The organism is Mucilaginibacter sp. (assembly GCF_028288205.1).
Taxonomy (GTDB): domain Bacteria; phylum Bacteroidota; class Bacteroidia; order Sphingobacteriales; family Sphingobacteriaceae; genus Mucilaginibacter.
In genome coordinates this window covers 72879-95363 of sequence record NZ_JAQBOD010000036.1, presented here as the reverse complement: position 1 = coordinate 95363, position 22485 = coordinate 72879, and the positions used below count along the sequence as shown (strand labels likewise).

Annotated in this window: 22 protein-coding genes and 1 tRNA gene; 4 read left to right on the top strand and 19 right to left on the bottom strand. The window is 40.1% G+C overall.

The genetic code is table 11. The features are described from left to right. Nucleotides 1–563: 563 nt before the first annotated feature. From JWR23_RS07925 to JWR23_RS07915, 3 genes are all read right to left on the bottom strand, one after another. A complete protein-coding gene (locus JWR23_RS07925) occupies nucleotides 564–881 on the bottom strand; it encodes a hypothetical protein (protein ID WP_299515120.1) in 318 nt (105 codons plus the stop codon). 81 nt (nucleotides 882–962) lie between these two features. Next, nucleotides 963–3149 (bottom strand): TonB-dependent receptor, encoded by a 2187-nt coding sequence (locus JWR23_RS07920; RefSeq protein WP_299515118.1) that lies wholly within the window; start codon nucleotides 3147–3149, stop codon nucleotides 963–965. A 42-nt stretch (nucleotides 3150–3191) separates the two neighbouring features. Continuing rightward, nucleotides 3192–3470, bottom strand: coding sequence for a hypothetical protein (locus JWR23_RS07915; RefSeq protein WP_299515116.1), 279 nt, complete (start codon nucleotides 3468–3470; stop codon nucleotides 3192–3194). A gap of 435 nt (nucleotides 3471–3905) precedes the next feature. On the opposite strand from JWR23_RS07915, the gene JWR23_RS07910 reads away from it, so the two are divergent. Further along, nucleotides 3906–4253, top strand: coding sequence for a hypothetical protein (locus tag JWR23_RS07910; protein WP_299515115.1), 348 nt, complete (start codon nucleotides 3906–3908; stop codon nucleotides 4251–4253). A 2-nt stretch (nucleotides 4254–4255) separates the two neighbouring features. On the opposite strand, the gene JWR23_RS07905 is transcribed toward JWR23_RS07910, so the two are convergent. Beyond that, nucleotides 4256–6532: a hypothetical protein gene (locus tag JWR23_RS07905; RefSeq protein WP_299515114.1), complete on the bottom strand. Its 2277-nt coding sequence runs from the start codon at nucleotides 6530–6532 to the stop codon at nucleotides 4256–4258. Between the two features lie 116 nt (nucleotides 6533–6648). Between JWR23_RS07905 and JWR23_RS07900 the strand changes: the two genes are divergently transcribed. Beyond that, nucleotides 6649–6731, top strand: a tRNA-Gly gene (locus JWR23_RS07900). A 62-nt stretch (nucleotides 6732–6793) separates the two neighbouring features. On the opposite strand, the gene JWR23_RS07895 is transcribed toward JWR23_RS07900, so the two are convergent. After that, nucleotides 6794–9691 (bottom strand): TrlF family AAA-like ATPase, encoded by a 2898-nt coding sequence (locus tag JWR23_RS07895; RefSeq protein ID WP_299515112.1) that lies wholly within the window; start codon nucleotides 9689–9691, stop codon nucleotides 6794–6796. Between the two features lie 75 nt (nucleotides 9692–9766). On the opposite strand from JWR23_RS07895, the gene JWR23_RS07890 reads away from it, so the two are divergent. Further along, the gene (locus JWR23_RS07890; RefSeq protein ID WP_299515111.1) at nucleotides 9767–10063 is read left to right on the top strand and encodes a hypothetical protein; all 297 of its coding nucleotides are present in this window, start codon (nucleotides 9767–9769) and stop codon (nucleotides 10061–10063) included. 100 nt (nucleotides 10064–10163) lie between these two features. Here the strand turns inward: JWR23_RS07890 and JWR23_RS07885 are convergent, their stop codons facing one another. The 3 genes from JWR23_RS07885 to JWR23_RS07875 form a co-directional block, all read right to left on the bottom strand. After that, nucleotides 10164–10556 (bottom strand): hypothetical protein, encoded by a 393-nt coding sequence (locus JWR23_RS07885; protein ID WP_299515110.1) that lies wholly within the window; start codon nucleotides 10554–10556, stop codon nucleotides 10164–10166. A gap of 40 nt (nucleotides 10557–10596) precedes the next feature. Further along, the gene (locus JWR23_RS07880; protein WP_299515109.1) at nucleotides 10597–11079 is read right to left on the bottom strand and encodes a J domain-containing protein; all 483 of its coding nucleotides are present in this window, start codon (nucleotides 11077–11079) and stop codon (nucleotides 10597–10599) included. Between the two features lie 203 nt (nucleotides 11080–11282). Continuing rightward, nucleotides 11283–11915 carry a hypothetical protein gene (locus tag JWR23_RS07875; protein WP_299515108.1) on the bottom strand — a complete coding sequence of 211 codons (633 nt, stop codon included), beginning with the start codon at nucleotides 11913–11915 and terminating at the stop codon, nucleotides 11283–11285. A gap of 562 nt (nucleotides 11916–12477) precedes the next feature. Between JWR23_RS07875 and JWR23_RS07870 the strand changes: the two genes are divergently transcribed. Next, complete coding sequence (locus JWR23_RS07870) at nucleotides 12478–12852, top strand: hypothetical protein (RefSeq protein WP_299515107.1); 375 nt, start codon at nucleotides 12478–12480, stop codon at nucleotides 12850–12852. Between the two features lie 465 nt (nucleotides 12853–13317). On the opposite strand, the gene JWR23_RS07865 is transcribed toward JWR23_RS07870, so the two are convergent. The 11 genes from JWR23_RS07865 to JWR23_RS07815 form a co-directional block, all read right to left on the bottom strand. Further along, nucleotides 13318–14115 carry a hypothetical protein gene (locus tag JWR23_RS07865; protein WP_299515106.1) on the bottom strand — a complete coding sequence of 266 codons (798 nt, stop codon included), beginning with the start codon at nucleotides 14113–14115 and terminating at the stop codon, nucleotides 13318–13320. A gap of 29 nt (nucleotides 14116–14144) precedes the next feature. Next, on the bottom strand, nucleotides 14145–15245 hold the full coding sequence (locus JWR23_RS07860; protein WP_299515105.1) for a hypothetical protein: 1101 nt from the start codon (nucleotides 15243–15245) through the stop codon (nucleotides 14145–14147). Nucleotides 15246–15676: 431 nt separating this feature from the next. After that, entirely contained in the window at nucleotides 15677–15853 is a 177-nt protein-coding gene (locus tag JWR23_RS07855; RefSeq protein ID WP_299515104.1) for a histone H1, read from the bottom strand. 58 nt (nucleotides 15854–15911) lie between these two features. Then, entirely contained in the window at nucleotides 15912–16907 is a 996-nt protein-coding gene (locus JWR23_RS07850) for a hypothetical protein (RefSeq protein WP_299515103.1), read from the bottom strand. A gap of 42 nt (nucleotides 16908–16949) precedes the next feature. Continuing rightward, complete coding sequence (locus JWR23_RS07845) at nucleotides 16950–18029, bottom strand: conjugative transposon protein TraM (RefSeq protein ID WP_299515102.1); 1080 nt, start codon at nucleotides 18027–18029, stop codon at nucleotides 16950–16952. Nucleotides 18030–18233: 204 nt separating this feature from the next. Next, nucleotides 18234–18899 carry a conjugative transposon protein TraK gene (traK, locus tag JWR23_RS07840; RefSeq protein WP_299515100.1) on the bottom strand — a complete coding sequence of 222 codons (666 nt, stop codon included), beginning with the start codon at nucleotides 18897–18899 and terminating at the stop codon, nucleotides 18234–18236. Nucleotides 18900–18910: 11 nt separating this feature from the next. Beyond that, nucleotides 18911–20002 carry a conjugative transposon protein TraJ gene (gene traJ / locus JWR23_RS07835; RefSeq protein ID WP_367277529.1) on the bottom strand — a complete coding sequence of 364 codons (1092 nt, stop codon included), beginning with the start codon at nucleotides 20000–20002 and terminating at the stop codon, nucleotides 18911–18913. Nucleotides 20003–20102: 100 nt separating this feature from the next. Beyond that, complete coding sequence (locus JWR23_RS07830) at nucleotides 20103–20726, bottom strand: TerB family tellurite resistance protein (RefSeq protein WP_299515097.1); 624 nt, start codon at nucleotides 20724–20726, stop codon at nucleotides 20103–20105. A gap of 4 nt (nucleotides 20727–20730) precedes the next feature. After that, nucleotides 20731–21372, bottom strand: a complete 642-nt coding sequence (locus JWR23_RS07825) for a hypothetical protein (RefSeq protein ID WP_299515096.1) — start codon at nucleotides 21370–21372, stop codon at nucleotides 20731–20733. Then, nucleotides 21359–22027: a conjugal transfer protein TraI gene (locus JWR23_RS07820; RefSeq protein ID WP_299515095.1), complete on the bottom strand. Its 669-nt coding sequence runs from the start codon at nucleotides 22025–22027 to the stop codon at nucleotides 21359–21361. The genes JWR23_RS07825 and JWR23_RS07820 overlap by 14 nt, the downstream gene beginning before the upstream one ends. A gap of 77 nt (nucleotides 22028–22104) precedes the next feature. Then, nucleotides 22105–22485, bottom strand: a complete 381-nt coding sequence (locus JWR23_RS07815; RefSeq protein ID WP_299515094.1) for a hypothetical protein — start codon at nucleotides 22483–22485, stop codon at nucleotides 22105–22107.

Here is a 22485-nt window from a genome sequence, read left to right as displayed (position 1 = left end):
AGATCTGTTTTTTTTCAAATCAGCAGGTTGACGATTAAGTGATCGATCAAATGTAAATAATAAATTATTAAAAGCCATCATGTTGCAATATCAAAACTTTGTTACAGTGGACTATTCTTTTTCGTATTGTTGTTCACGCAATCTCGCGATATGGTTTAATATGACCATGACAGCTATCGTCAATAGAATGCAGAGAATAATAAAAAAGATATCCTTCCATTCCTTTTCGCCCTTCTTTTTCTTTTGTCGCTCAACGGCTCTTCTGACTACTCTGTTCCTGACGAACCTGTTCAGCGGGTGGAATTTCCCCGGTTTAAGCCTGCTTATTCTTTTTTTTCGATTAGGTTTGCGTTGCGCCATTCGATACGGATTAGCATAGGATTCACCATTCGTTTTCTTAAAATATACAGTTGTCCTGTTCCCCTTGGCACGGGCTTCCTATTGGCGCTACCGATTACGGCGCATCGTTTATAAGCCATAAAGTGGCTTTGATTTTATCGTAAATTTTTTAAAATGCAAACGAAGGCCTGGTTTTAGGACATGGCCATAAAAAATGGGGAATATTACGAAACCGGCGGAGCGCGGCCAGGAGAAAGGATAAGCGAAAGGCTGACAATGGTGTATGTAACCGCTTTATAAGCGTAAGGACTTGCTGCCAGCAGATGCACCGTGACGGGATGATCACCTGCCACCATGGCGTTGAAATGCATTGCATCGCATAGGGAACATTTTTCGGTTACGGTTTGCTGAAAAGGGCGGCTATGCGTACTAAATTCGAATTTATTCACCTTATGCTGATGGGCAAATAAAATCACCTGGCCCCCCGCAAAAAAGACGACCAGTACCCATGCACCGAATAGATGAAATTTGCTTTTTTTCAAATCAGCAGTTGACCATTAAGTGATTATATCAAATGTAATAATAAATAGGAAAAGACACTATGTTGCACTATCAAAACCTTGTTACAGTTTGAGCTTTATTCCGCCATTGACCACCAAACCGTCCAAAGGCGCATAAATATCTTTAAAGTCGGGGTTAGTAATACTGCCCGTATAAATGGCTCCAAACTTGGTTTGCCGGGTGTCCGTTAAGTTTTCAAAATTAACAAATAGCGAAAACCGCTCCCATATCTTTTCGGCCATTAAACCTGCCAGCCAGTAACCCCGGCCTGTGGTACCGTCATTGAGTTGCTGCGGACTAAAATAATATGCCTCAGCACCGATCTTGAATTTACCCTCCACCTCATAAACCAATACATTGTTCAACCTGTTTTTAGAAACTAAAGGATAGGCGCTGACAATACTATTGGTATGCTGTGTAACGTCTGCCAGCGTATAACCCAGGAACAGCTTAAAGTTGCCATAAGTTAATTTGACATTGGTTTCTATTCCTTTGGTATTGAGATCACCGTTGGGTTGCAAGTATTGCAGGTTGCCGTTAGTGAGTTGCGTGAGCAGGATCGGGTTATCTATCCGGGTATAAAAGAATAACTGGTTAATACTAAAGCTAACCTGGTCGTTAAACAAGCCCGTACGGTAATTCAAATCGTAATTCGCACCATAAGAACGCTCCGCTTTGGTATTGGTTACATCTATGGGCAATACGTTCCTGAACTCGATTCGTTCCGCATCTTCCGTAAATGCCGTAGGCGCTTTATAACCTAAACCGCCCCCTAAACGCATAGAGAAATGGGAATTGAGCTTATATAAGCCGGATAACCGGGGTAAAAAGAAAAAGCCGTATTCATTATGATAATCGCCCCGTATACCTGATTCTAAAATAAACTTATCGGTAGCATTCCAGGTGTTTTGTACAAATGCACCTATGGTATTGTAATTGTAACTGCGTAAGGGGAAGCTGCTGTTTTGATCTTCGCTGAAATTATCCGTCACGTGGTTGATACCCGTCACCCAATCCGTTTTCTCGCTGTTATAGGCATAATTCGCTTCGCTGTAACTGGAAACCTGTACCCCTGAAAAACGATAACCCGGCAGGCTGATGCTCCGGTCAAAGTAGCTTACACTATTTTTAAAGGTCAGTTTTTCCTTGTCGTTTAGCTTGTGATCCAGTTCCAGTTGCGAACTGTAACGGCCCGTTTTATTCAGTTCATAATAGGAATGCTGTGCATCGCCATGTCCATCCAGGTATTGCATATCACCGCCAATGCGGTTCTCAATAGTGGAATTGATACCCGTAATTAAAGTAGTACGGTCATCCAGGTAAAAGAACAGTTTGGGGTTTAAGGTATAGCGGTTAAACCGGGGTATAGCCGATAACCCGATACCCGCCGGGTCGTAAGGCGTTCCGTGGTCATAACCTGCATAAATGGTTGTGCCGATCTTGTTAAACTTTTGGGAATAAAAGCCGCTGGCATCCAATCCTAACGCGGATGTACCATTTAACAGAAAATCCAAATGCCGTTCATCGGTTGGCGTTTTGGAAACGAGGTTAACCAATCCCGCAATAGCGCCGCCACCATAGAGCGTAGAGGACGAGCCCTTGATAACTTCCACCTGTTTCAAGTCTAATGGCGCGATTTGCAATAAACCTAAGCCGCCCGAAAAACCGGAATATAAAGGAAAGCCATCACGGATAATTTGGGTGTATTTACCATCCAGCCCCTGTATGCGGATACTGGAATTGCCACTGGTAGCGGATGTTTGTTGGGTTTGGATGCCGGTACTTTCCGCCAGCATCATGCGGATATCGCCCGGTTTCATATTGCCTTTTTCATCCAGTTCATCCCCCGCGATCACTTCCACACGGGTAGGTGTATTGGCAATCGTCCGGCTGCTACGGGTCGTACTGATGACCACCGCATCCAATTCTTCGCCATCACCCTTTCCGGCGGCTTGTAATAAGATAAGCATGGGCGTAGTTTGGGCAATTGGAAATATTAAAGTATCCAGCCTGGTTTCATAACCTACATAACTGAATTTGATAACCTGCCTGCCATCCGGAATTTTAGATAAAATGATCAAACCTGAAGTATCTGAAGCGGCACCTACGGTTGAGCCTTGGAGTGATACCGTTACACCAATCAAGGTTTCGTTGGATTTACTGTCCTTAATAACAGCTTTAAAAGTGTTTTGAGCGTGAACGGTAATTGTATAGAGTAGTGCTATAGAAAGCACAATGATTTTTTTCATTTTTTAAGAATTAAGTAAATACAGCATGAATTAATAAGTGTATTAACTTAATTGCGGTGGTTGCCAGATGGAAAGGGATACCTCCTGAACATAAGGCTGGTTGTAATCAGTATAAATTTTAGCCGGGGTTTCGGCAACTAATTTAAGATCAAGCATCAAAGGCTTGGCTATCACAAAACCTACGCATATACCGCAAGTAAAAAATGGTGAACAGCCGGGGCATTCCTTTTCTTTTATTGGCGATTTGCCCGTTAATTCTTTTTTTGTTAATTCCTTGCCCTGGCAATCATTATCCGTGCAACAGGGCTTCGTAGAAAGCATGATTACATAAATGGATAATATAAGGCAGAGTAGTTTCACATAGCAAAGATATTAAAATGCGGGTAGTTCACTTTATTCTATTGACAGACTATTGCCAGCGTTAAATTCTGGAAAAATCTTGCTTACTTTTTGTCAAGTGGCTTTTTTAGCTTTTCTGATTTCTCTTATTGTCAGAGATTTTGCCAGAGTTGTTTTCTTAATGATTTTTATTTAGAAAAACCGTCCTAATTTGCAGGAATCGCACTTTTTAATCCACGGGAATTGCTTGAAACATATAAGTAAAATGCGATATTCTCCACTTTTGTCTAAATAGAGATTACATTATTCTCCGTATGACTACTAAGATGAGTCGATATGTGGAGAAAACGTTAAGGTAGCCAATCATTATAATGATTAAATTAGCAGTAACACAATTACCCTATAATTTAAACACCAATGTCATCATATACTGATTCCATGTGCTATGAAGTATTCATCCGTAGAGCTTTCAAATGCGATTACGATGCACACAATTCAAAAAACTCTTACTTTCAAAATCTAATTGAAACTGAAAATGGCTCGTCTTCTACAAGGCATTTAGGCTCATATGATAAACAGTTATCTGCAATTAAGAAAAATATAGAAAATGCGATTGATAAATTTTTAAAATCAAGACCAACCGCAGCTGAAGCATCGAATCTAAATGACTTCAAAAGCAAATTAGCGTCGGCTCATTATACCTCTGAAATAATAGATTTATTGAATCAGGGTATAGAGAATACCGCGAGATATAGAGATATGTAGTTTTATTTATCGTGTTTTACCATTTTTGAAAATTCAACGTCAAATAATTGGGTTGATAATTTAGATGCCAGTACCGAATAGGGATAATGTCCCTGGTCTATATTCTTACCGATTACAAGCATTCCCTTAGTATTTGCCTTTTCTTCATCGGCGAGTATATCTTCCATCATAGCATTTCGTTCATCAAAATATTTATCGATGTAAGGGTATCCTATTACCACATAACGCCGATTAATTGTGGTGTTGTCTACCTGTATCCAATTATGCCTTTGAACGGGCTGGTCGGTTTTAATTTTAAAAATCAAATCGTCAATCATTGCTTCAAATAACTGTTGTTCCTTGAAGCCAACGTTTAGCAATATAAAGGAGTTTTCAAGCCACTGTTGTGGCCTTTTGGATTCTAAACGTGATAACATATCTTTCCACCACTGAGTTAACTGCAATGTCGGTTTGGTTTGTTCAATACCTTTGGCCGAGCCGATGATATAAGGGTCGAGTTCTTTAGATTTTAAAATAATATTATAAAATGATTTACTCTTGTATTCATCTTTACCGATGTTAAATCCTGCGTCCAAATACCACGCTAACAAGTCTACCTCATCTCCCATATATTCGATATGTGCTTCCATTTCTCTCCTCCTTTGCAGATAATGCAATTTTTGCGCTATCGATGGAAGAAAATCAAAAACTACTTGTAAATCGGTGAGGTTAATCGAAGGAGCGAGTTGGCTTATTGTTTTGTCCGTTACTCCGGCTTTAATCAATAATTTCATATTGGTACTGATCGCTCCCAAATGAGAGAGTGTTACACCTAATGGTATAAAAAATTTCAAATCACTTGTATTGATATTGTTTTTTTTATTTGTTTTCGTATTCAATACAATATGCCCATTCTGCTTTTTCAAATATTCAATAAATCTTAACCCCTGGTCAGAAGGTTCCTCAATTAATTCCTTTAGAGTTTTAAAAAGTCTATCGGGCGCGCCTCTTTTTGCCGGTGGGCTAATCGTTCCGGATTTAGCTTCAATAACTAAGGCAAATGATTCAATAACAACCAAAAGATCGTTTTCATAAAGCTTATTGTCCTCACCCTGCCACAAACTCCCTCTATAAACTTTTGCCAATGGAAAAGAATCTTTGACCATTTGTTCAAGCTGATTTTCTAAATAATCAGAACGGGTATCATTGTATTTTATCCTCAACGTTTCATTTTGGCTTACCAAATTTTCCAATATGCTTATGCTCAAGTGTGTCATAACCGTCCAAAGGGAACTAAAATACCGGCCATTGCCAGCCTTGATAAATGGTTTGGCGTGTACGGGATTGCCCATAAGAAAATGTTCCCTTTCAAAATCTTTCAAGTCATTAAATTGAAAACTCATCTTTTCAAAGATGGCGTTGATTTGTTCGCCTGATAGTTGCTGGCCTACTAAAACAATCATTTCTTCAATTGAAAAAGCAAATAGTCCTGGTAGATTCAAATCAGAGTGCATGATTAACATCATTTTTAAATCGTGAACTTTACTAAACTTTTTGAAAAACTTTTCTTTGTCTTCTTTAGTAGTTTTAGGCACATCACTAAAAATGTCTTCATAAGTACTCAAGACCTCCAAATAGCTATCTTTGTTATAGAAGTCGGCTAATTTTTTAATATGCTGATTGATCCTGTTTTCAACTTCCTCCGTCATAGCGTAAAGCAAATCCAGTAGCAACTTAGGGTTGAAGCCATAGACGCTTTCGAAGTCTTTTTTGATTCCAGTTGCTAAATCTGAAGTAACCTGGCGCATTTGGTGATCATAAGCCCAATTCCGAACCACGGTAGTGTGGGTCATCATTTGTGTCCTTAAAAAATAGGCTGTTAATTCTGTTTCAGTCTGAAATTTCTCCGGTATATCGTAAAATTTCAAGTTATTTAGGTGCCCTACTTTTTTTATAGTTTCTTTAAAAGCCTCCGCCTCCTGATAAAGAGGCTTGCCATTATACTTATAGGGCAATGTAAGCGAAAATGCCTGCAACAATTCCATATAGTAAGGTGGAAACTCTATCGATCCCTTTTCAGCTTCTTCATCGTAACCCTCTTTTGAAAGCATAAAATAAAACATACAAAATGAGAGAATGTATAACTGGTCGTATTCGGTAAACCATTTTTGTACCTCCTCGTATTTGATTTTAAACTCTGATGTTGCTTCCTTCCCTTTTTCTCTAAGAATATTTATTCTTTCCTCTAATGACAAATTTTCATCTCGAATATATTCAAATTCATAAAAATTCATTTTCATACGAGCTGCGCGTTTATAATATATGATTGTGCAAATTTAAGTAACTGCCAAAATTTCAGTTGCCTATTATTTTAAATGTTGGCATTTCATTTGATATTACAATATCGTAAAGATCTTGCAGTGCTGGAACTGGTAGACAGGCAGAGTTGCCAACTCTGTGCTTGAATAAGGCGTACGGGTTCGATTCCCGTCTGAACATAACCACTCGAAAGAGGTCATTATATATAAGCCCGAAAGGGCTTTTTTTATTTTGGCTGAAAGCTAATGCTGAAAGCCATATTTTCTCTCGCGATAAATAAATGCCTGCTCACCACCCTCTAAAATATCACAAACGTGTTCCCGGATACCCATTTGTTGAAGAATACCTGGATTACTGGGGTTCTTAAATGTATGTTCTAACGACCCTGAAACATATTCAAACTGGAATTTTTCATTTGTTTTACCTTTATCCTGCCCGTTTTGATTGGCGACAATTACCTGTTCAGCATCAGTTGATACCACCAAGTTTGCATTGTGGGTAACCAATATAATCTGTCGTTGGATTTTTTTGCTTTTAATAAACTCATTTAGATCATTAAAAATAGTTCTGTTGTCTAAGTTATCTTCCGGCTGGTCAATCAATATAGGATGCTGAGCATTACTCAAATGTAGAATTATCTGCATTAAGACTAATCCTCTTTTGCCGGGGGACATTTGTAATATATCGTCTTCATTGTAAATGATATTATATTTAAACTTATAATTATCCTTTAATAATTGCGTGATAGCCTCTTTTGATCCATACCCGGACCTGAATTTTATGTTGTTCTTTTCGGCTTGCCAAACTTTATCGTAAATGGATTCTATATTTTTTAAATGGTCGGTTTCATTATAAACATAATCATTGTCGGTATTGAAGCATTCGCCAAATAAGCCGCTGAAATTCGATCTGCCATCCAATAAACCGCAAAACCCATTTTGAAATGATTTGGTATCGATTACTAAAGAAGTGTTTAAAACTAAGCCGTTACCAATTTGTGAAAGTTCGGCGCTTTGGATTTTCTTTAATATAACATCATAATGGGCCATAAGAGTTACAGAGCCCGTTATTATGGCAGTTTTTAAAACAGTTCCTTCATCTTTGATTTTGGTTAGTTGCTTTTGCTTCTCATCGATTAGTTTCAGCTTATTTTGTTCGACAATTAATTTATCGTTTAATGCTGATAAAAGTGATTGATTGGTTATTTTAGTTGTAAATGGTTTAAATGCTTCATCTAAAAGAGCCATCTTGCTGGTTTTGCCGGTAAGTACAAGGTCTAAATTTTCACCGATTTCCACATATTTTGCTATTAAATCATCGTAAAACTTATCTGATAGAATACCATCAGTCAACAAATTTTGTTCAATAAATGTTGATGCGACATGATCTTCTCCAAAATCGTCCCACGATAATGGCAACTCTGATAAGGATTGTTTGGTGTCCTCTTTGAGTTCGGTTAAATACTGGATATAGTCGGTTGCCTTTTGCCTATAATTTTCAATCCGTTCTTTATTGGCTTTAGCAATTTCCTGTTTTCTTTTTAACCGCGCATAGTCAATATCTTCCTGATCAGTAAAGCCAGCCCGTTGTTTTAGCTCGTCGATTTCTTTATTGATTGCAACAATATTCGCCTCAATTGCTGCCTTATCGCCAATCTCCTTTAACTCTTTGAACGCTTTTTGGTAATTCTCTTTAACAATAAAAATTTGATTGATGTTATTGGCAATATCTAAATTGACTTCCTGTATTTTTTTATCATAAATCTCTTTAAGCTGCCTGAACTCGGTATTTTGTAATAAAATGCTCTCAATTAAATCAGCTAAATTCTTTTCCCCCTTTAATTCCGCTAAATGATTGATATACATCTGCGGGATATAGGTGATTTGCCTTAATTTGGTGTCAATAGGATCACTTAGTTTATTTTTGAATCCGTCTTTCCATTCCACTTCAAAATCGAAAGCTGTTACCTTGCTTTTAAGATCAAACTCCTTTTCTCCAACAATCCCTAACTTTTCAGTAACCTGATTAGGATCGATAGATTTTGCGATATGGTATAACAGCAACGATTTACCGGAAGATTTGCCGCCGATAATTACGTTGAGATTGGGATTTATTTCTATCTGCTCATCAGAGAATATTAAGGATGTGGCATTCCCTATAAATTTAACGTTGCTGATTACATTATAGTCGGTTTTAGTTTCCGGCTTTTCATCTTGTATAAGAACCCTTGTGGTGGATTCATAGACGATTTGTTTTAGACCCTCAAATGTAGGATCGGCCTTAATCCATGTAAAGCATTTTCCTATACGATCTTTTTGAGCGGCTATTGTGGAATTATAATGAGCATCACTGCAATCCAGGAGTAGGTTATTTACCGCCTGTTCAGTTAATTTATTTTTCGCGTTATGGCACGCATCTGCTGTTTCAGATGAAATAAAAACAAAATCAACCTTATTGATAATGTCTTTTTTTTCGGCTATGCTTTGGTCATTCCACGAAAGACTTTCCCATTCTGTTTTCCCAACCGCAGTTAATGTTAGTCCTTTTAGATAAGTATTCTCCTTTAATAATCTTAAAATATCTTCTTCCTCTAAGTTAAGGTTGTTGAAACCCTCCTCTAAATCAGCGCCATAGTTAGGTAGTTGGATTGCCGGTACACTTGCTTTAATGGCTGCCCCTAAATCACTCAAACTCTCTCTTGTAATAAGCCCACTCCAAGTTACCCCTACGCCAGGTGCAAGATGGTACTTCCCGTTTAGCCCATTTAAAAACTGGCTTTCAATAATGTTTGGTGCCAACTTATCAGAAAAAATAACGTGGAAATTTATGCGCTTAAAGTCCTTATGCCCGGCAAACTTCTTTACCCTAAATTCTACTACCGGAAATATCGTATCAATATTTTTTAAACGACCGGCTCTACGGTATTCTAAAACTTTCTTATATCCGTCAATAAACAGATAGTCATTTATTCCCAATACTTTAAATTCTGCTGGGAGTGCTTCAAGATCGGTTATAAATGTTTCCCATTTCGTATCTTCATCCTGTCCTGAAAAATGCTGAACTAAGGAATATGGAGTGTGAACGTGTAAATCCCATTTTCTCCATTCGGCACCTTTGGGATATTGGAAATTTGAATCCATGTAATTGATTTAGAGAATCCAAATTAGATTAAATTGCTGATATATTAGCATTTATAGTATTGCTGAATAAATCCCATGAGGAAACAAGAAATCATTAAACTTATAATTGATGCCCTAACATCAATGGAAAATGTGGAATATACTTTCACCGGACAAATAACTACCCTGGATCAAAACCTCATTTCTTTAGATTTTGACTTGAAAGCAAACTTTACGAAAGGGGCTTTTAATGTGAGAGGGTTTATAGATGAGCCTTTAAATCTAAACGCCCAATTTGATTTACGATCGCCGTTGTATGATAATAAGGATTTGCAAAATCAAATTATTAAGGATTTACAAAGTGTTTCAACATTGGTAAATCAGCGAATATAATTTTTAGTTAGGATAAAAATTGTAAAGCCTTATCTGAACTTTAACAGAAAAATTTTTCAAAAAAAACAGCCCTGTGCTGTTAACACAAGGCTGTTAAATATTAAAGAGCTAATCTCTTAGGATTAAACAATAAATCAATAGCTACCTTGATTTTTCGGTTCGTCTTTTCTTTAATGGTAGTATAGACAATAAGGCTGTCTATGACGTAAATAGCTAAGTAACCGTCAAAAAGCTGGTCGGCAAATAAATTACTGCTTTTATGTAGCCTGTTCCCGTATTGTTTAATTTTCTTTTCTGCTTCATTGACAAGGGAGAGCCAGTAATCAAATTCAAATAAGCCGTTTTCCCATGTTATGCGGTGTACATTTTCACGTTCCTTAAATGATATACACATATCCTTTACAAATTCCAGTAATGTGGGTATTTCAGAAGGAAATAACTGATGCAATAATTTTGCTTTTTCTATATTATTTAAACTTGCTAATGCTTTCATAAAAAATTGCGCCCTTTGTGCGGTTGCGCCTCCGTTTAAATCATTTAATAAAATTGTGGCGCTTTGGCTTATCCTCATTCAAAACTTCGCTACCGTATTTATTGCGGATTTCGTCAAGCGACTTTTTACCGCCTTTGGAAACTTTATATTCGGCTGTTCTGAAATACCACGCTAATTTTTTAGGAGCAAAGAAAAACCCCGCACCCCTTAGTGTGGCTCTTACTGGGTACGTGTTTCCTGTTACCCAAAGCCAGTACCCAACTAATTCAATGGTAATACCATCTAAATGAATAATTTGCTCTACGGCTTTTCGGTAGGCTTCGGATGATAGGATTTCGTTTTCTGTTTCTTCTTCAGATAGGTTTGCGCCTTTAATGGCTTTGGCAGAGGCAAAGGCATATTCCTTGTTGATCTCTTGCATGGTAGCTGTATCGCCCCCTAAATCCGGGTGATACTGTTTAGCTAATTTCTTATAGGTGGCTTTGACTTCCTCGAGTGTACCACATTCGTTAAACCATTTCATAAGTAATTATTTAAGAAGTCGGTAAACTCTGTTTGAAAACCTGCGGGGTTTTCTTTTGCTAACTGTTGGGCGTAACCTGTCCAAAATATTTGGTTGGTTAATTCAATAAATAACTCTAACATTGCTTTAGTTATTAGTGGTTTGACTACTAAGAAATACGCCCTATGTATTCCGAATACATAGGGCGTTTCCAGTTAATTAACTCAAAAAGGGATTACGATACTTGCTTCAACCTCTGCCAGTTTCGCAACACAAAGTCCCCTAACTTCATGCGCTACGTAAGCAATAATAAAAGGGTTTTTGGTTACAAAGTCGTTGCCGTCATCATCGGAAATAACCAACTCGCAACGTGCAAAACGGCTGTCGCTTACCATGTCGTCCTCTTCATTTTGGGCAAGTTTAAAGCTGTCAATGTTATTAATGGTGTTTTGCAATTTGTTCTTTTGGGCAATTTTTTTGCCCAACGCTTCCACCAATTTTACGGTGTCGTCTAACTTGCGGGCTTGTTGTTCGTTAAACTGCTCTTTTATTTCCTTTTTGGTCGGCTCTGCCTGTGGCTTGGCTTCCTCTGCCTTTGGTTGCTCGGCTTTCGGTGCTTCGCTCTTTACCTGTTCCGCCTGGGCTTGCCCGTTTGTTGTCTTTGGGGCTTCTGCGGGTTGCTTTGGCTGTTCTTCCTGTTTTGCAGGCGTGGCGCTTGCTTTGGGTTCTTCCTTTTTATTATCGCCGTTAAAAGCTGTGCTAACAGGTAGGTTATTTATCTTTTGACCGTTACCTGTATTGTTTGTTTTATTGGCTGTGTTGTTACCAACCTTGTTATTTATTTCTGCGGTTTTCATGATTCTGATTTTTAAATTGTTTATTAATTCTTTTCTTTCTGTGAGGGTCTGCGGTCTGTGCGCTATTCTCTAAGGGCGGGGCTTTATTTTTTAAGTCTTTCATACTGCGGTGCTTTTTTACTTTGTTTTTTAAGTCAGCTCGCATGGCGCTCGCCGGCTTTTTATTAAGCACCGCACCTGAAAGAGCCGGGCACAACGGCAAGGCTTTTGGGAAAAAAATACGCTCTCCAACACCCCGCCCGAAGGGCAGCCTATGAAAAAAGGAGAGGAAGATTTTTTTTCCAAAACCGGAGGCTTGGCCTTGCCGTTGTGTCCCGGCGAATCAGAAATTTGCTGTATATAAAAGGCCGAGAAGCGCGCTTGAAAAACGCGGTTTAGAAAGCGAAGCCGTAAAAAAGAAAAGCGCAGGCGGAGCCTGGGCTTTAAAATGCAGCGAAGCGGCTGAGGAACGAAGCGGCTGGAGCGGCTAATTTATATCGCCTTGAATGAAGAAGCTTAACGGAAATAAAAAGATTAGCAGAGTTATTAGGTTACATTAAATCAATAATAGTAGTTTTGTTATATGGCTGTTCAAAGGTTTCTGAAAGGTGAGATTGTTCATGATATTGAAAACGGTTCATGGGCCCAGTTTATTGAAGAAAAGGAAGGTATCGCGACCCTTTTTAACAGGTTGGGTGATGATAGGGAAGTTGAGATAGATGATCTCGTTAAAGCGGAATTGCCGCTTGCATTGGATGCATTGGGCTTTCGGTTATATGTTAATGAAAAAAAGGATACAGAAAAATACCGCCATAATGGGAATACCATAGACATAATCGGCTCTAAGTATTTTATTCGTGGCAGAGAGGTCATAAATACGGTCGATGTTCAGCTTGCGTTTGACCAATTTAAGCTGATACCGTTCAGCCTGTTAGAAAGAAGGATGTCTAATCATTAAATTCATACCTATGCTTAAAGAATTCAGATACCATATTAAGGTCAGTGCTAAAATAAAGTTAGTACCACGAAGCCAGCGGACGATACCTGATTTGAAAATCGGCGAAAGATATTATGTATCATTTGGTTGTAATTATGCACATCCCTGTGTACTGGCAAGTATTTGTCCAGGAATTTAAGGACACTGAAGTATGGATAAAAATAAAGGTGCCGGAAAGGGATGCCTACTACCGGGAGAATGGAAGGATGATTTACAATCCCTACCAATCACATTTAGTATATGGCAATGAGATGGCCGCACTCCGGAAGATGCTGTACGAAATGCTTTATAGGGTAGTTTAAAATAATTTAAGAACGTGGTCAGTTAATTCCTTATAAACAAATTCAAGCGTTTTCATATCTACTGCCTTGCTGATCGCTATATCGATTAATTTGCCCTTTAGCAATTGGCCCCAGTTTTTATGACTTAGTTTATTATATAGGTCTTTAAGTTCCTGCATTTCGTTATATAATATTTCGTGGCCAAGCCCAATTTATCCAAACCAGCTTTGAGGTCGTCTATTTTTTTCGATAGTTCGGCAGCAGAAAAACGTATATCATCATAGTTCTCCAAAACGGGCTGCCTGCTTTCTTCTATCAACATGGCTCCTTTCGCGGTGAGTTGAGCGGTGACTTTTTGACCTAAAAATTGCCTTATTTCCAAATGCCCGCTTTTTTTCAAAGTTGTTGCAAGTTCATCCGCCTCACTATTACGGTTAAGCTTGATACCATTACCGACAAGAATATCTTCTATCGGGTAAAAATTATCATCATATAAGTCAAACAGTTTTTCTAAAATAAACCTTTGCTTTTGTTTGAGGGTCATACCGGCCCGTTCATTCAGTTGCAGTAAGCCAGGACTTATAATCGCATCACTAATACTAAACAACCTTTCCTTTAAGAGCAGGAAATTCACTTTCGTCTGTATCCTGCCAGCGAATTGAAACAGTTGGTCTTTTAATGAGGGTGAACTAAAATGAACTGTAAAATTGTTTGCAGCGATATTATTAAGCTCAATAACCAAAGGGTTAATTTCGTTGTTAAAACTATTTTTCAACCATTCAAATCCATCCCTGTCCCATGATAGCCGTTTAGATTCGATCTCTGTAAATTCCTCATCGGAGTTAACTGGCTGGTTTTTTAAAGCATTGCCCTTGTTGACATATTGGTGTAATTCAGCCCGGAATTGTTCCCAGGGCTTAGTGAGTAGCAGTTGGTTTTGCATAATTTGGCTTAGCATTACATCATTAGTAATTACACTAATTGTTTGTTTTCTTTAAGTAGATTTCGTAGCCTGGATATCAAACTAATTTCAGATTGGTGTTGCAGGGAAGGGAAATTGCCATTGTAAAAATCATCAAAATTCATTGCGAACTCCTCGTTGAGGCTATAACTAAATACAGCAATGACTACTTGTTCCGGTATGTTGGCAATGATCTGTTTTTCGATAACGCCCCTGAAGTCGCCATTCAAATTAGGCATATAATAAAGGCTTAAAACATCGTAGTGTAAATGGCTTTTGATGTATTCGATAGGTATAAGTCCAATTTCATACCCTTTGTAAACCTCCTTTAAGCACAATCCCAAGCATCCGGGATTAAACTCGCGGTAGCTGCAAAAAGTGCTGTTCAAAGTTTCATTTTCGTTAAAAAACCGCATCCAGTCACCCGCGTTATCTAACATTTTACTGATCAGCCAGTGGTAATTGCTGTTATCTTTTTCCGTAAACTTTTTCCCGGATAATTTTAGGTTTTCAATGATGTGCTTTATCCATTGTGAATAGATAGAATACATATTTTTTCCACCGTATTCTTCTATATCAATATTGTCAGTTATGGATGTGCCATATAGCAAGCTGATGAACTGGATATGAAAAAACATTGGCAACTGACTGCCTTCGGATGCGTGGTCAAGAAAAATAGGGGTCTGCAAATAAATACTATTGGTGTTAAAACCTTCGCGGTGTAAATGGCTATTACCTTTTTTGGAAATGTATATAATAATGCCAAATTTCATGGATTGCCGAAGATGCAAGCTTATCAATTCATTCAATAGTTGAGATACGTAAGGAATTAAAGCACCGCTGTTCCAATGCCCTTGTATCCCTTTATAGTAAGCGGAAGCAGGGTCGTCGATGAATAGATCCAATAACTGGTCAAAATCTCCCTGTCGGTCAACACATCCCCAATTGCGATACATAAACTCTGGTTGGTAATGAATGATCCCATTTAAAAATATTGGCTGTGTGAACAACTCATGGAACTGAGGCCATGCGTTCCTGATTAAGCCAATATCCTCGTAACGGCGGAAAATATTGAAAAAGACATCAAATGGTACTTCTTTAATTAATTCCAAATAATAGTCAAGAATTTTAGGGTTAAATTTTTTGTTCGGACGTAACCACACAAAACGGATAATCAACCAAAGAATCAAACCGTACAAGAAAAGGAAGGCGGCATTTTTGGGCAAAATCCCATTTCTTATTGTGAAGGTATTTAAAAAGGGAAACCGGGCAGCCAGTGCGTAGAAATAGATTAAAAAGGGCAGTACGACCATTAGTATAATCAATCCAGCCCATAGCTCTGCAAAATGAAGTTTTAATCGCAACAGTTTTAATTCCGGCTTTGGGAAGAATGCGATGATCGCTATTAATAAACCTATCGTGGTTAACCAGGAATCTATGCTCATCTGAATAAAACCTAAAGTTATCTAAAAATAACAGGTAAAAAGAAAGCCCGGTCAAGAATTGACCGGGCTTTCTTTGTTATTTAAAAACAAGCAAATTATTATACGTTATTTTTCAATTCGCTTACGTCTTTGCGGATGGTTGTTGCGGCGGCTTTGAGTTGTTGCATTGCGCCGCGTAAGCGGGTGCCTGCTGTCTTGTTGCCTTTTTCATAGAATTTTACCGCATCGTTTTCAGCGGTAGCGATGAGTTCTTTTAATGCCTGGAAATTTTTCATGCTGTTAAAGTTTACTGATTTATAAATTGATTTAATTACGCTAACTGATTAAGGGGAATCAGATCTTTACCGACTGGCTTTCTTCTAATTCCTTTTCCCTGCCTTTGCCCTGGCTTTTGCTTTGTGACAATTCTGTTGTTATCTTTTTCTCAAATGGTTCCCGCTTTAGGCGCGTTCCGCTTTCGTTAAAGAAATCCAGTTTACCATAGCGGGGAACTGCCTGCGCCATTACTTTAATTTCTTTGTTCTCACCGTTAACTGCGGTTACAGCAAGCCGGTCGCCGTGGCGCATGGCTTGCATAATTTCTGCTTTTTTGGCGGGGTCGGTTAATTCTTTGATCTTGTAGTCATTTAATGTTTTTTCAAGATTAAAGCCAAAGGATGGATCGTGAAACTGTTTAAATTTATGGTTGCCGTAATCATCTTTTTTCTGGTCGAAGTCCAGTCTTATCCATGCTTTATAGGGATCACCTAAACTGGTCATCATATTATCGCGGTAAACCGTTCTGTCCTGTACCATATTGGCGGCCTGCCTTGCCGTAAACCCGTTGCCCTCTTTAACGTAAAATGTTTGCTTCATGGCCGGGCTGAAATAAGCTGAACGAAAATCCTTGTTAATATAATTGATCTTGCCGTTTTCCTTACTGGCCAGGTTCTGTTTGCTCTCGGGGCTTTCGCCCAATGCCAGTTCGCTCGTGCCTTTTTGTTTTTTGAAAAACTCTATGGCTTCGTTTGGGCTGTCAAATGTTTTAACCAATGGTTTTTCCTTATTGTCCTTGTTCTCTGAAATGACCATGTAGTTTTGATTTTCAACCGTTGGCGGCACTTTACCAGCAGTCACCTCGTATTTGTTAAATGCGTAAAAATCCGATTGATTGGATTTGCGGAAATGCAGGGTCATATCGACTAAGCCCTTGTCGCCGGGAAACTGGTCTTTTAAAGTAAAATACTTATGTTCCGCTTTCATGTGCTGCTCCAGTTCATCAGCTACTTTAGGATTAAAACCTAAGTTGTTGACCTCGTTTTTGAGATCGTCCAGATTGTTCAAATTCATAATATTGCTTTTTAAATTATACAGATATATTATAGATGCACATTAATGTTTATCAGGCTGGTTGTTACGCAGCAATAAAGGGTATCCGGCTTTTAGCTTGACTTTGATGCGTTTAACCTTTTTTGAAAAGAGTGTTTTGGCAGCTTCAACGCCCGCCCCGGCCGCCTGTGTGGCTAATGACTGGTCCATCGACATGAGTTGCATGCTTTGAATGGCGTTATCTGTGCCGCTTCTCACGGCATCTTCTGTAACGGCTTCCGGTGCGCGGATACCGGCCATTGCGTCCATATCATAAACCGAAAGGTCAACGGGCAGGATAGAAGTACCTAAACGGATGGTTTTAATATTAATGATCAGCCGCTGGTTGGTAACCTGGCAAAGCCCAAACAAGAACTGTCCTTTTGGAATGACCTGGCCATGTATCACCAAACTGTCCATTAAACGCAGCTTAACAGATGTACCCTGTAACACTTTTTGATTATCCGCAATCACCGCACGGGTAGCTTTATATAAGCTGTCAGGTTCAGTCTTAACCCCCTTTAGAGGCATTGCGCTTATACGCTCCGGGTGTTGTATATCCATGATCTTTTCCAGCATATCATTTAATTGCTTCATTTCGGGATTGTCCGCGTTTTTGGTATTCATGGATTTCATTAACCTTTCCAGTTTGTCCGCTTCCGCGCTGTTTTGTTGCGGATTAGGGGTTACATAAGGATTTACAGCCGGCTCGGGCCGGTTAATTTCCTTATTGATCTGCGCCAGTTTTTGGTTAATGCGGGCTGCGCTGGCATCCGCAGGGTGGCTATCGGGTGGCCCTGCGGTTAACTCCTGCTTTGAAGCATCAAATAAAGGGTTAGCCGCATTATTCCGGGTCTTTGCTGAATCCATTGCCGCCTGGTTATACAGGCTTAATTTATCCTGTGACTGACCTTTCTTAAACTGCGCTTCCGGCAGTTCTGTATTAATGCCTTTACGGCTAATGGTTTGATCGTTAGGATTACCTTTTCCGCCCCCTAATGCCCAAAACGCCATTGTCAGGAATGGCAGGACAAGCAAAGGCAATACCAATAGAAACTTTTTAAGTTTTTCACGCTGTTGCTGTTGTTCCATTTGTTCTTTCATTTTCTTAATTTTTATGCAGAGTATATAATTGATTAATTAAAAGCTATGACAAGCAGCCAAAGGCTGGCCCCGCCGAATACCAGGCAGATTAACAGCAACAGGATAAGCTTTGAAGCCCTGTTCCAATGCTGCGTTTTCCGGTTGAGGTAATCGGCGACTTGGCGTTGCTTTTTAGCGATGGCCCGTTCGATTTGGCTGGCCACCCTATTCGGGCTGCTTGTTTTTATTCGTTTCCTGAATAGTCGCATTAGCATTGTTTTGAGTGTTTACATTCGTGTTTTCCAATATTTCCCATCCCTGTATTAAAAAGCCGTGCGGGTTGTTATCTGTTTCCATCCTTAAATCCCTGATGTGGCCTTGTGTGACCAACTTGCGGATAACGGTGCTGCTGGCGCGTACCAGTTTTTCGGTGGCATAACAAGTGAATCTGTAAGGCTCCTGGTTCAGATCAAGCCGGGTGCTGTCCACCAGTATTTGCTGGCTGATATTACCGGAGATCACGTTATTGTAATAACCGGCTTCTTTTAAATTATCATAAGCGGTCTTGGCGCTGCCATCGGCCAGATACAAGGCTTTGGTTATCGTGGCCTGTATTTGCTTATCATCGGGAATGAGTGTAAAAAAATCCTCGTGAAAGGTTTTGATATGATCCCGAAGTTCAACCGGAAGATTTGTTTTTCTATCTGTTGCTAAAGCTTCCAATACCTTACCGTTATATAAGATATGTACCCGGTTCTGTGCCTGGTTGACGATTGCATAACTTTTGTAAACGCAAAAACACATCGTTACCATATTGGCCCCAATTAACAGGTAGCTGAATAGCTTAATGTGTTTGAAGGCCGTGTCTATATTTTTGAGTTGTTGAAACATAAGATTGATTGTTATTTACCGGATAGTTTGTCTTTTTTGTAATTGCTGTTCCCCGAGCCTGCGCTGTTCCAGCCTCTGATAAAGTCCGATGGGGCATTTAGTATATTGCTTCTTGCCTGCTCTCCCCGTTCACCGATGGCTGCGGCTGCGCCCGGAGTGGCACTTACCGTTGTTGTGGCTATACTGGTTACCCTTTGCAGCATCCCGTTACCGCCATGCGCGTGTACCACAAAATTGGCTACGGTAGGGACGGAGAAATAACCCACAATTCCGATCAAAAGAAATATCAGATAAGCACTATCTGTGGAATTAAAGAAAGTATCGCCCTGGCTTTGGATCTGCGCAATATCCAATTTGAGCATATTTTGCTGCACTTGCCCGATGATACTGCCGAAGATATTGGCAATGGGCAGCCACAAGAAAATATTGATATACCGCGCCAGCCACTGGTGCAAACTATGCTGGAAACCGTCAAACACGGACAATCCGAATACCAACGGGCCCAATATGGCTAATACGATGAGAAAAAACGTCCGTATCGTATTGATGCAAAGCGAAGCTGCGGCATAAACCACCTCCAGTACCTCTGACATCCACTTGCGGATACTGTTGCTGAAATTGTACTGCTGCTTGGCCATCCAAAACTGAATATCGCTGCCGATACCGGAAAAACCGCTATTGCCGTTTCCGTTCGGGTCGTCCGGGTGCGAATATTTGTACCACCTATCCTCGTCACCGTTCCCACTGTCACCCACATACATCTGGTAAGCGGATGTTTGTTTTTCGGCGGCTTCCTTTTGCGCCAATAATTGCGCTATCGCCGTATTGCTGTTTTGCACCATTGCCCCGGTAACGCCAACGACCGGCTGCAAAATGCCATTCATCAAAGCGATGACCGCCGGAAAGAGCATAATCGCCATGCCCAAAGCGAATGGGCGCAAGAGCGGGTAGAAATCGAGCGGCTCCGCGCGGGCGATTTGCCCCCAAACCCGGGAACCGATATACCACAAAGCTGCGAAGCCCGCTATGCCCCGCGCCGCCCCGATAAGCTGGCTGCAAAGCGGCAGCATCTGACTGTACACGTTATCCAGTACCGGCTGCATCCCTTGCAGGTTATCGGCTAAACCGTCGGCCTTACTCGCAGTAGCAGTAAAGAGTAGCATCAGCAATAAACCGCTTGTATAAAAAAGTTTTGTTTTCATATCAGTACAATTTTTTAAGCATTTGTAAATCGTTCTGTTCTTTGGCCCGTTCCAGTGAAAGGATAGCCAACTGGTTATTAAAACCGCGCAGGAAAGTCAGTTTATTTTGTGTATCCGAGTAGATATGGTCAATCGCCTGCAAACGTTCCGCATCACTCATCCGTAAAGTATTGGCGGTAATAATATTAGTGAGGTTTGTTAAATTATCTACGCTCTGATTGAGCAATTGCGTAAATACCCTGTTCATATAGATCAGTTCCGATGCTGTAAACCGCCCGCTGGCGTTCGCTTGCTTCCACGCGTTCTTGTACTCCGAAACGATACTGGCCTGGTTAGCGATAACATCGGCTATCCGGCCATATTGCCTAACTGATGGGCTGATCGCTTCCAAACTATTCAGAAATGCGGAGTGCAGGTTAAAATTACCCTCTGAAATGGATTTGACCGCCTCGTAACCTTGTGTCAATATCGTATAGCCGGTTTCCATATCCGACAGGATCGCTTTAAATTGTGTCAGCTTCTCAATGTCATAAAGTAACTGTTGCACATCCTGCGCGGTCGATGCCTGTGCATAAGTACGTTGCAGGCTGAAAGTGCAGATCATAAAACACAATGCAACCATCATTTTTTTAATGAACCCCATAAAGCCCCCTTTCTGTTTGTAACTGGTCGTTTTCCTGTGCTCTTTGCAGGGCCAACATTTTAACCTGTGCAGTAAAATGACAGGTGAATAGGTACTTATCCTTTATTGCCTCGGCTAACTGATTTATCCGTTTGATTCGTTCATCATCACTCATTTTCAGTTGCCCGGCGGTCAACACCTTTTGCAATTCGTCTAAGTCGGAATTACACGTGTTCATCAAATTTTGCGCTACCAATGAAACATAGCTTTGTTCGTCTGCCGTCAAACCGTTCAAATTGCTGATAGAATAAAACTGGCTGATGATACTTTGTTGCTCGGATTGGATGCCGGTCAGGTCGGTACTGTTTTTTACCACCGGGTTGACCTGGCTCAACGAGGTATAATAACTTCGATGAAGGCCAAACTCGCCGTTTTTAAAATTGCCGATGGCCGTCCATTCACTATGCAGCATATTATAGCCTTGCCGCATGGAACTTTCAAAAGCTTCTAAGGCGGCTATCTGTTGGGTGAGGTATTTGATCTGCGTTTTGCCTTGTGAAAACCATTCAGCGAAAGTTTGCGCCTGTGTCGTGGTACAGACGACAAGTAATAGCAACAAAGCCAAGCCTTTTATTTTAATTGATTCCATAATATTGTTTTAAAGTGAGTACCTCGTTTTCATCGCTGGCCCTTTGCAGACTGAGCATTTGGTTTTCGGAATTAAATTTTTGCAGGTCGTTATAATTCGTATCCATGTGGTCTGCCGTTTTGTTAATGATCTCCATCCGTTTGGCATCCGGCATTTGCATTTTATTGGCATGGATGATGTTTAAAATCTGGTCAAGATCATTGACGCTGGCCTGCAAAATCCCGGAATAAACGTTGCTCATGTAAGTAAGTTCATTCGCGGTGAAATGCTTGTCATTTTTGATCAGGCCCCATGCCTGGTTATAGGAGTTGACCAAAGCCACCTGCTTCTGCGTTAATTCGCTGATCTTTGAATAATAGGCAATAGCCGTTTTAATGTTCCATAATTCGGTGTAATAGGAACTGAACAGGTCTTTTTGCTTTTGCGACCAGCCTGATATTTCTCCCAGTTTTAGCTGTGATAGCTGGTTTTCCAATGTCTTTTGCGCGTTTTGCAGCCAAATTGTTTGGTTCTGCATCCGCTGTACTTCCAGGTCGATGGCGCGTATGACCCGGCCAACGGTAGAAGAAATAACCGACCCTACAATGAATTGTGCATCCGCGCCTTTTGGTATCGAAATAAAAATGGTCATGGCCGATATTGGCAGAATTACCATATAGTTTTTCATAAGCCCCCCTTTCCCCCCATAGCGGGGAATGTTTTTAATGGTTAATAAAATGTGTTGATTAATTTTTACCGCTTGTTGTATTCGCTGCTGCCGTTGAGCAGGCTGTTTTTATCCGGTTGGAATAGCAGGAAGTTCCCGGTCTGCATAACCTGTAAGATTTGCTTTTGGCTATCCCACTCGCCCGACCAGTGTTTGACCTGGTGCTGCAACGGCATGAGCTTTCCGTCAACTATGCGCCTGTACCCGGTCTTGCGGGTGATGAGGTAAATGTTGTCCGTGTTTTTACCGGGCGCAATGATCAGTGTATCATTGGCGATGCTGTAATCGCTTCGGGCCTGGTTAACATACGCGCCGGGTATGAAATCTTTAATACTGTTGTCGTTTTGGTTGTGGCAAGCAGATAAGCCTATAACCGCTATCGCCATTAAAAAAATGTAATTCTTCAT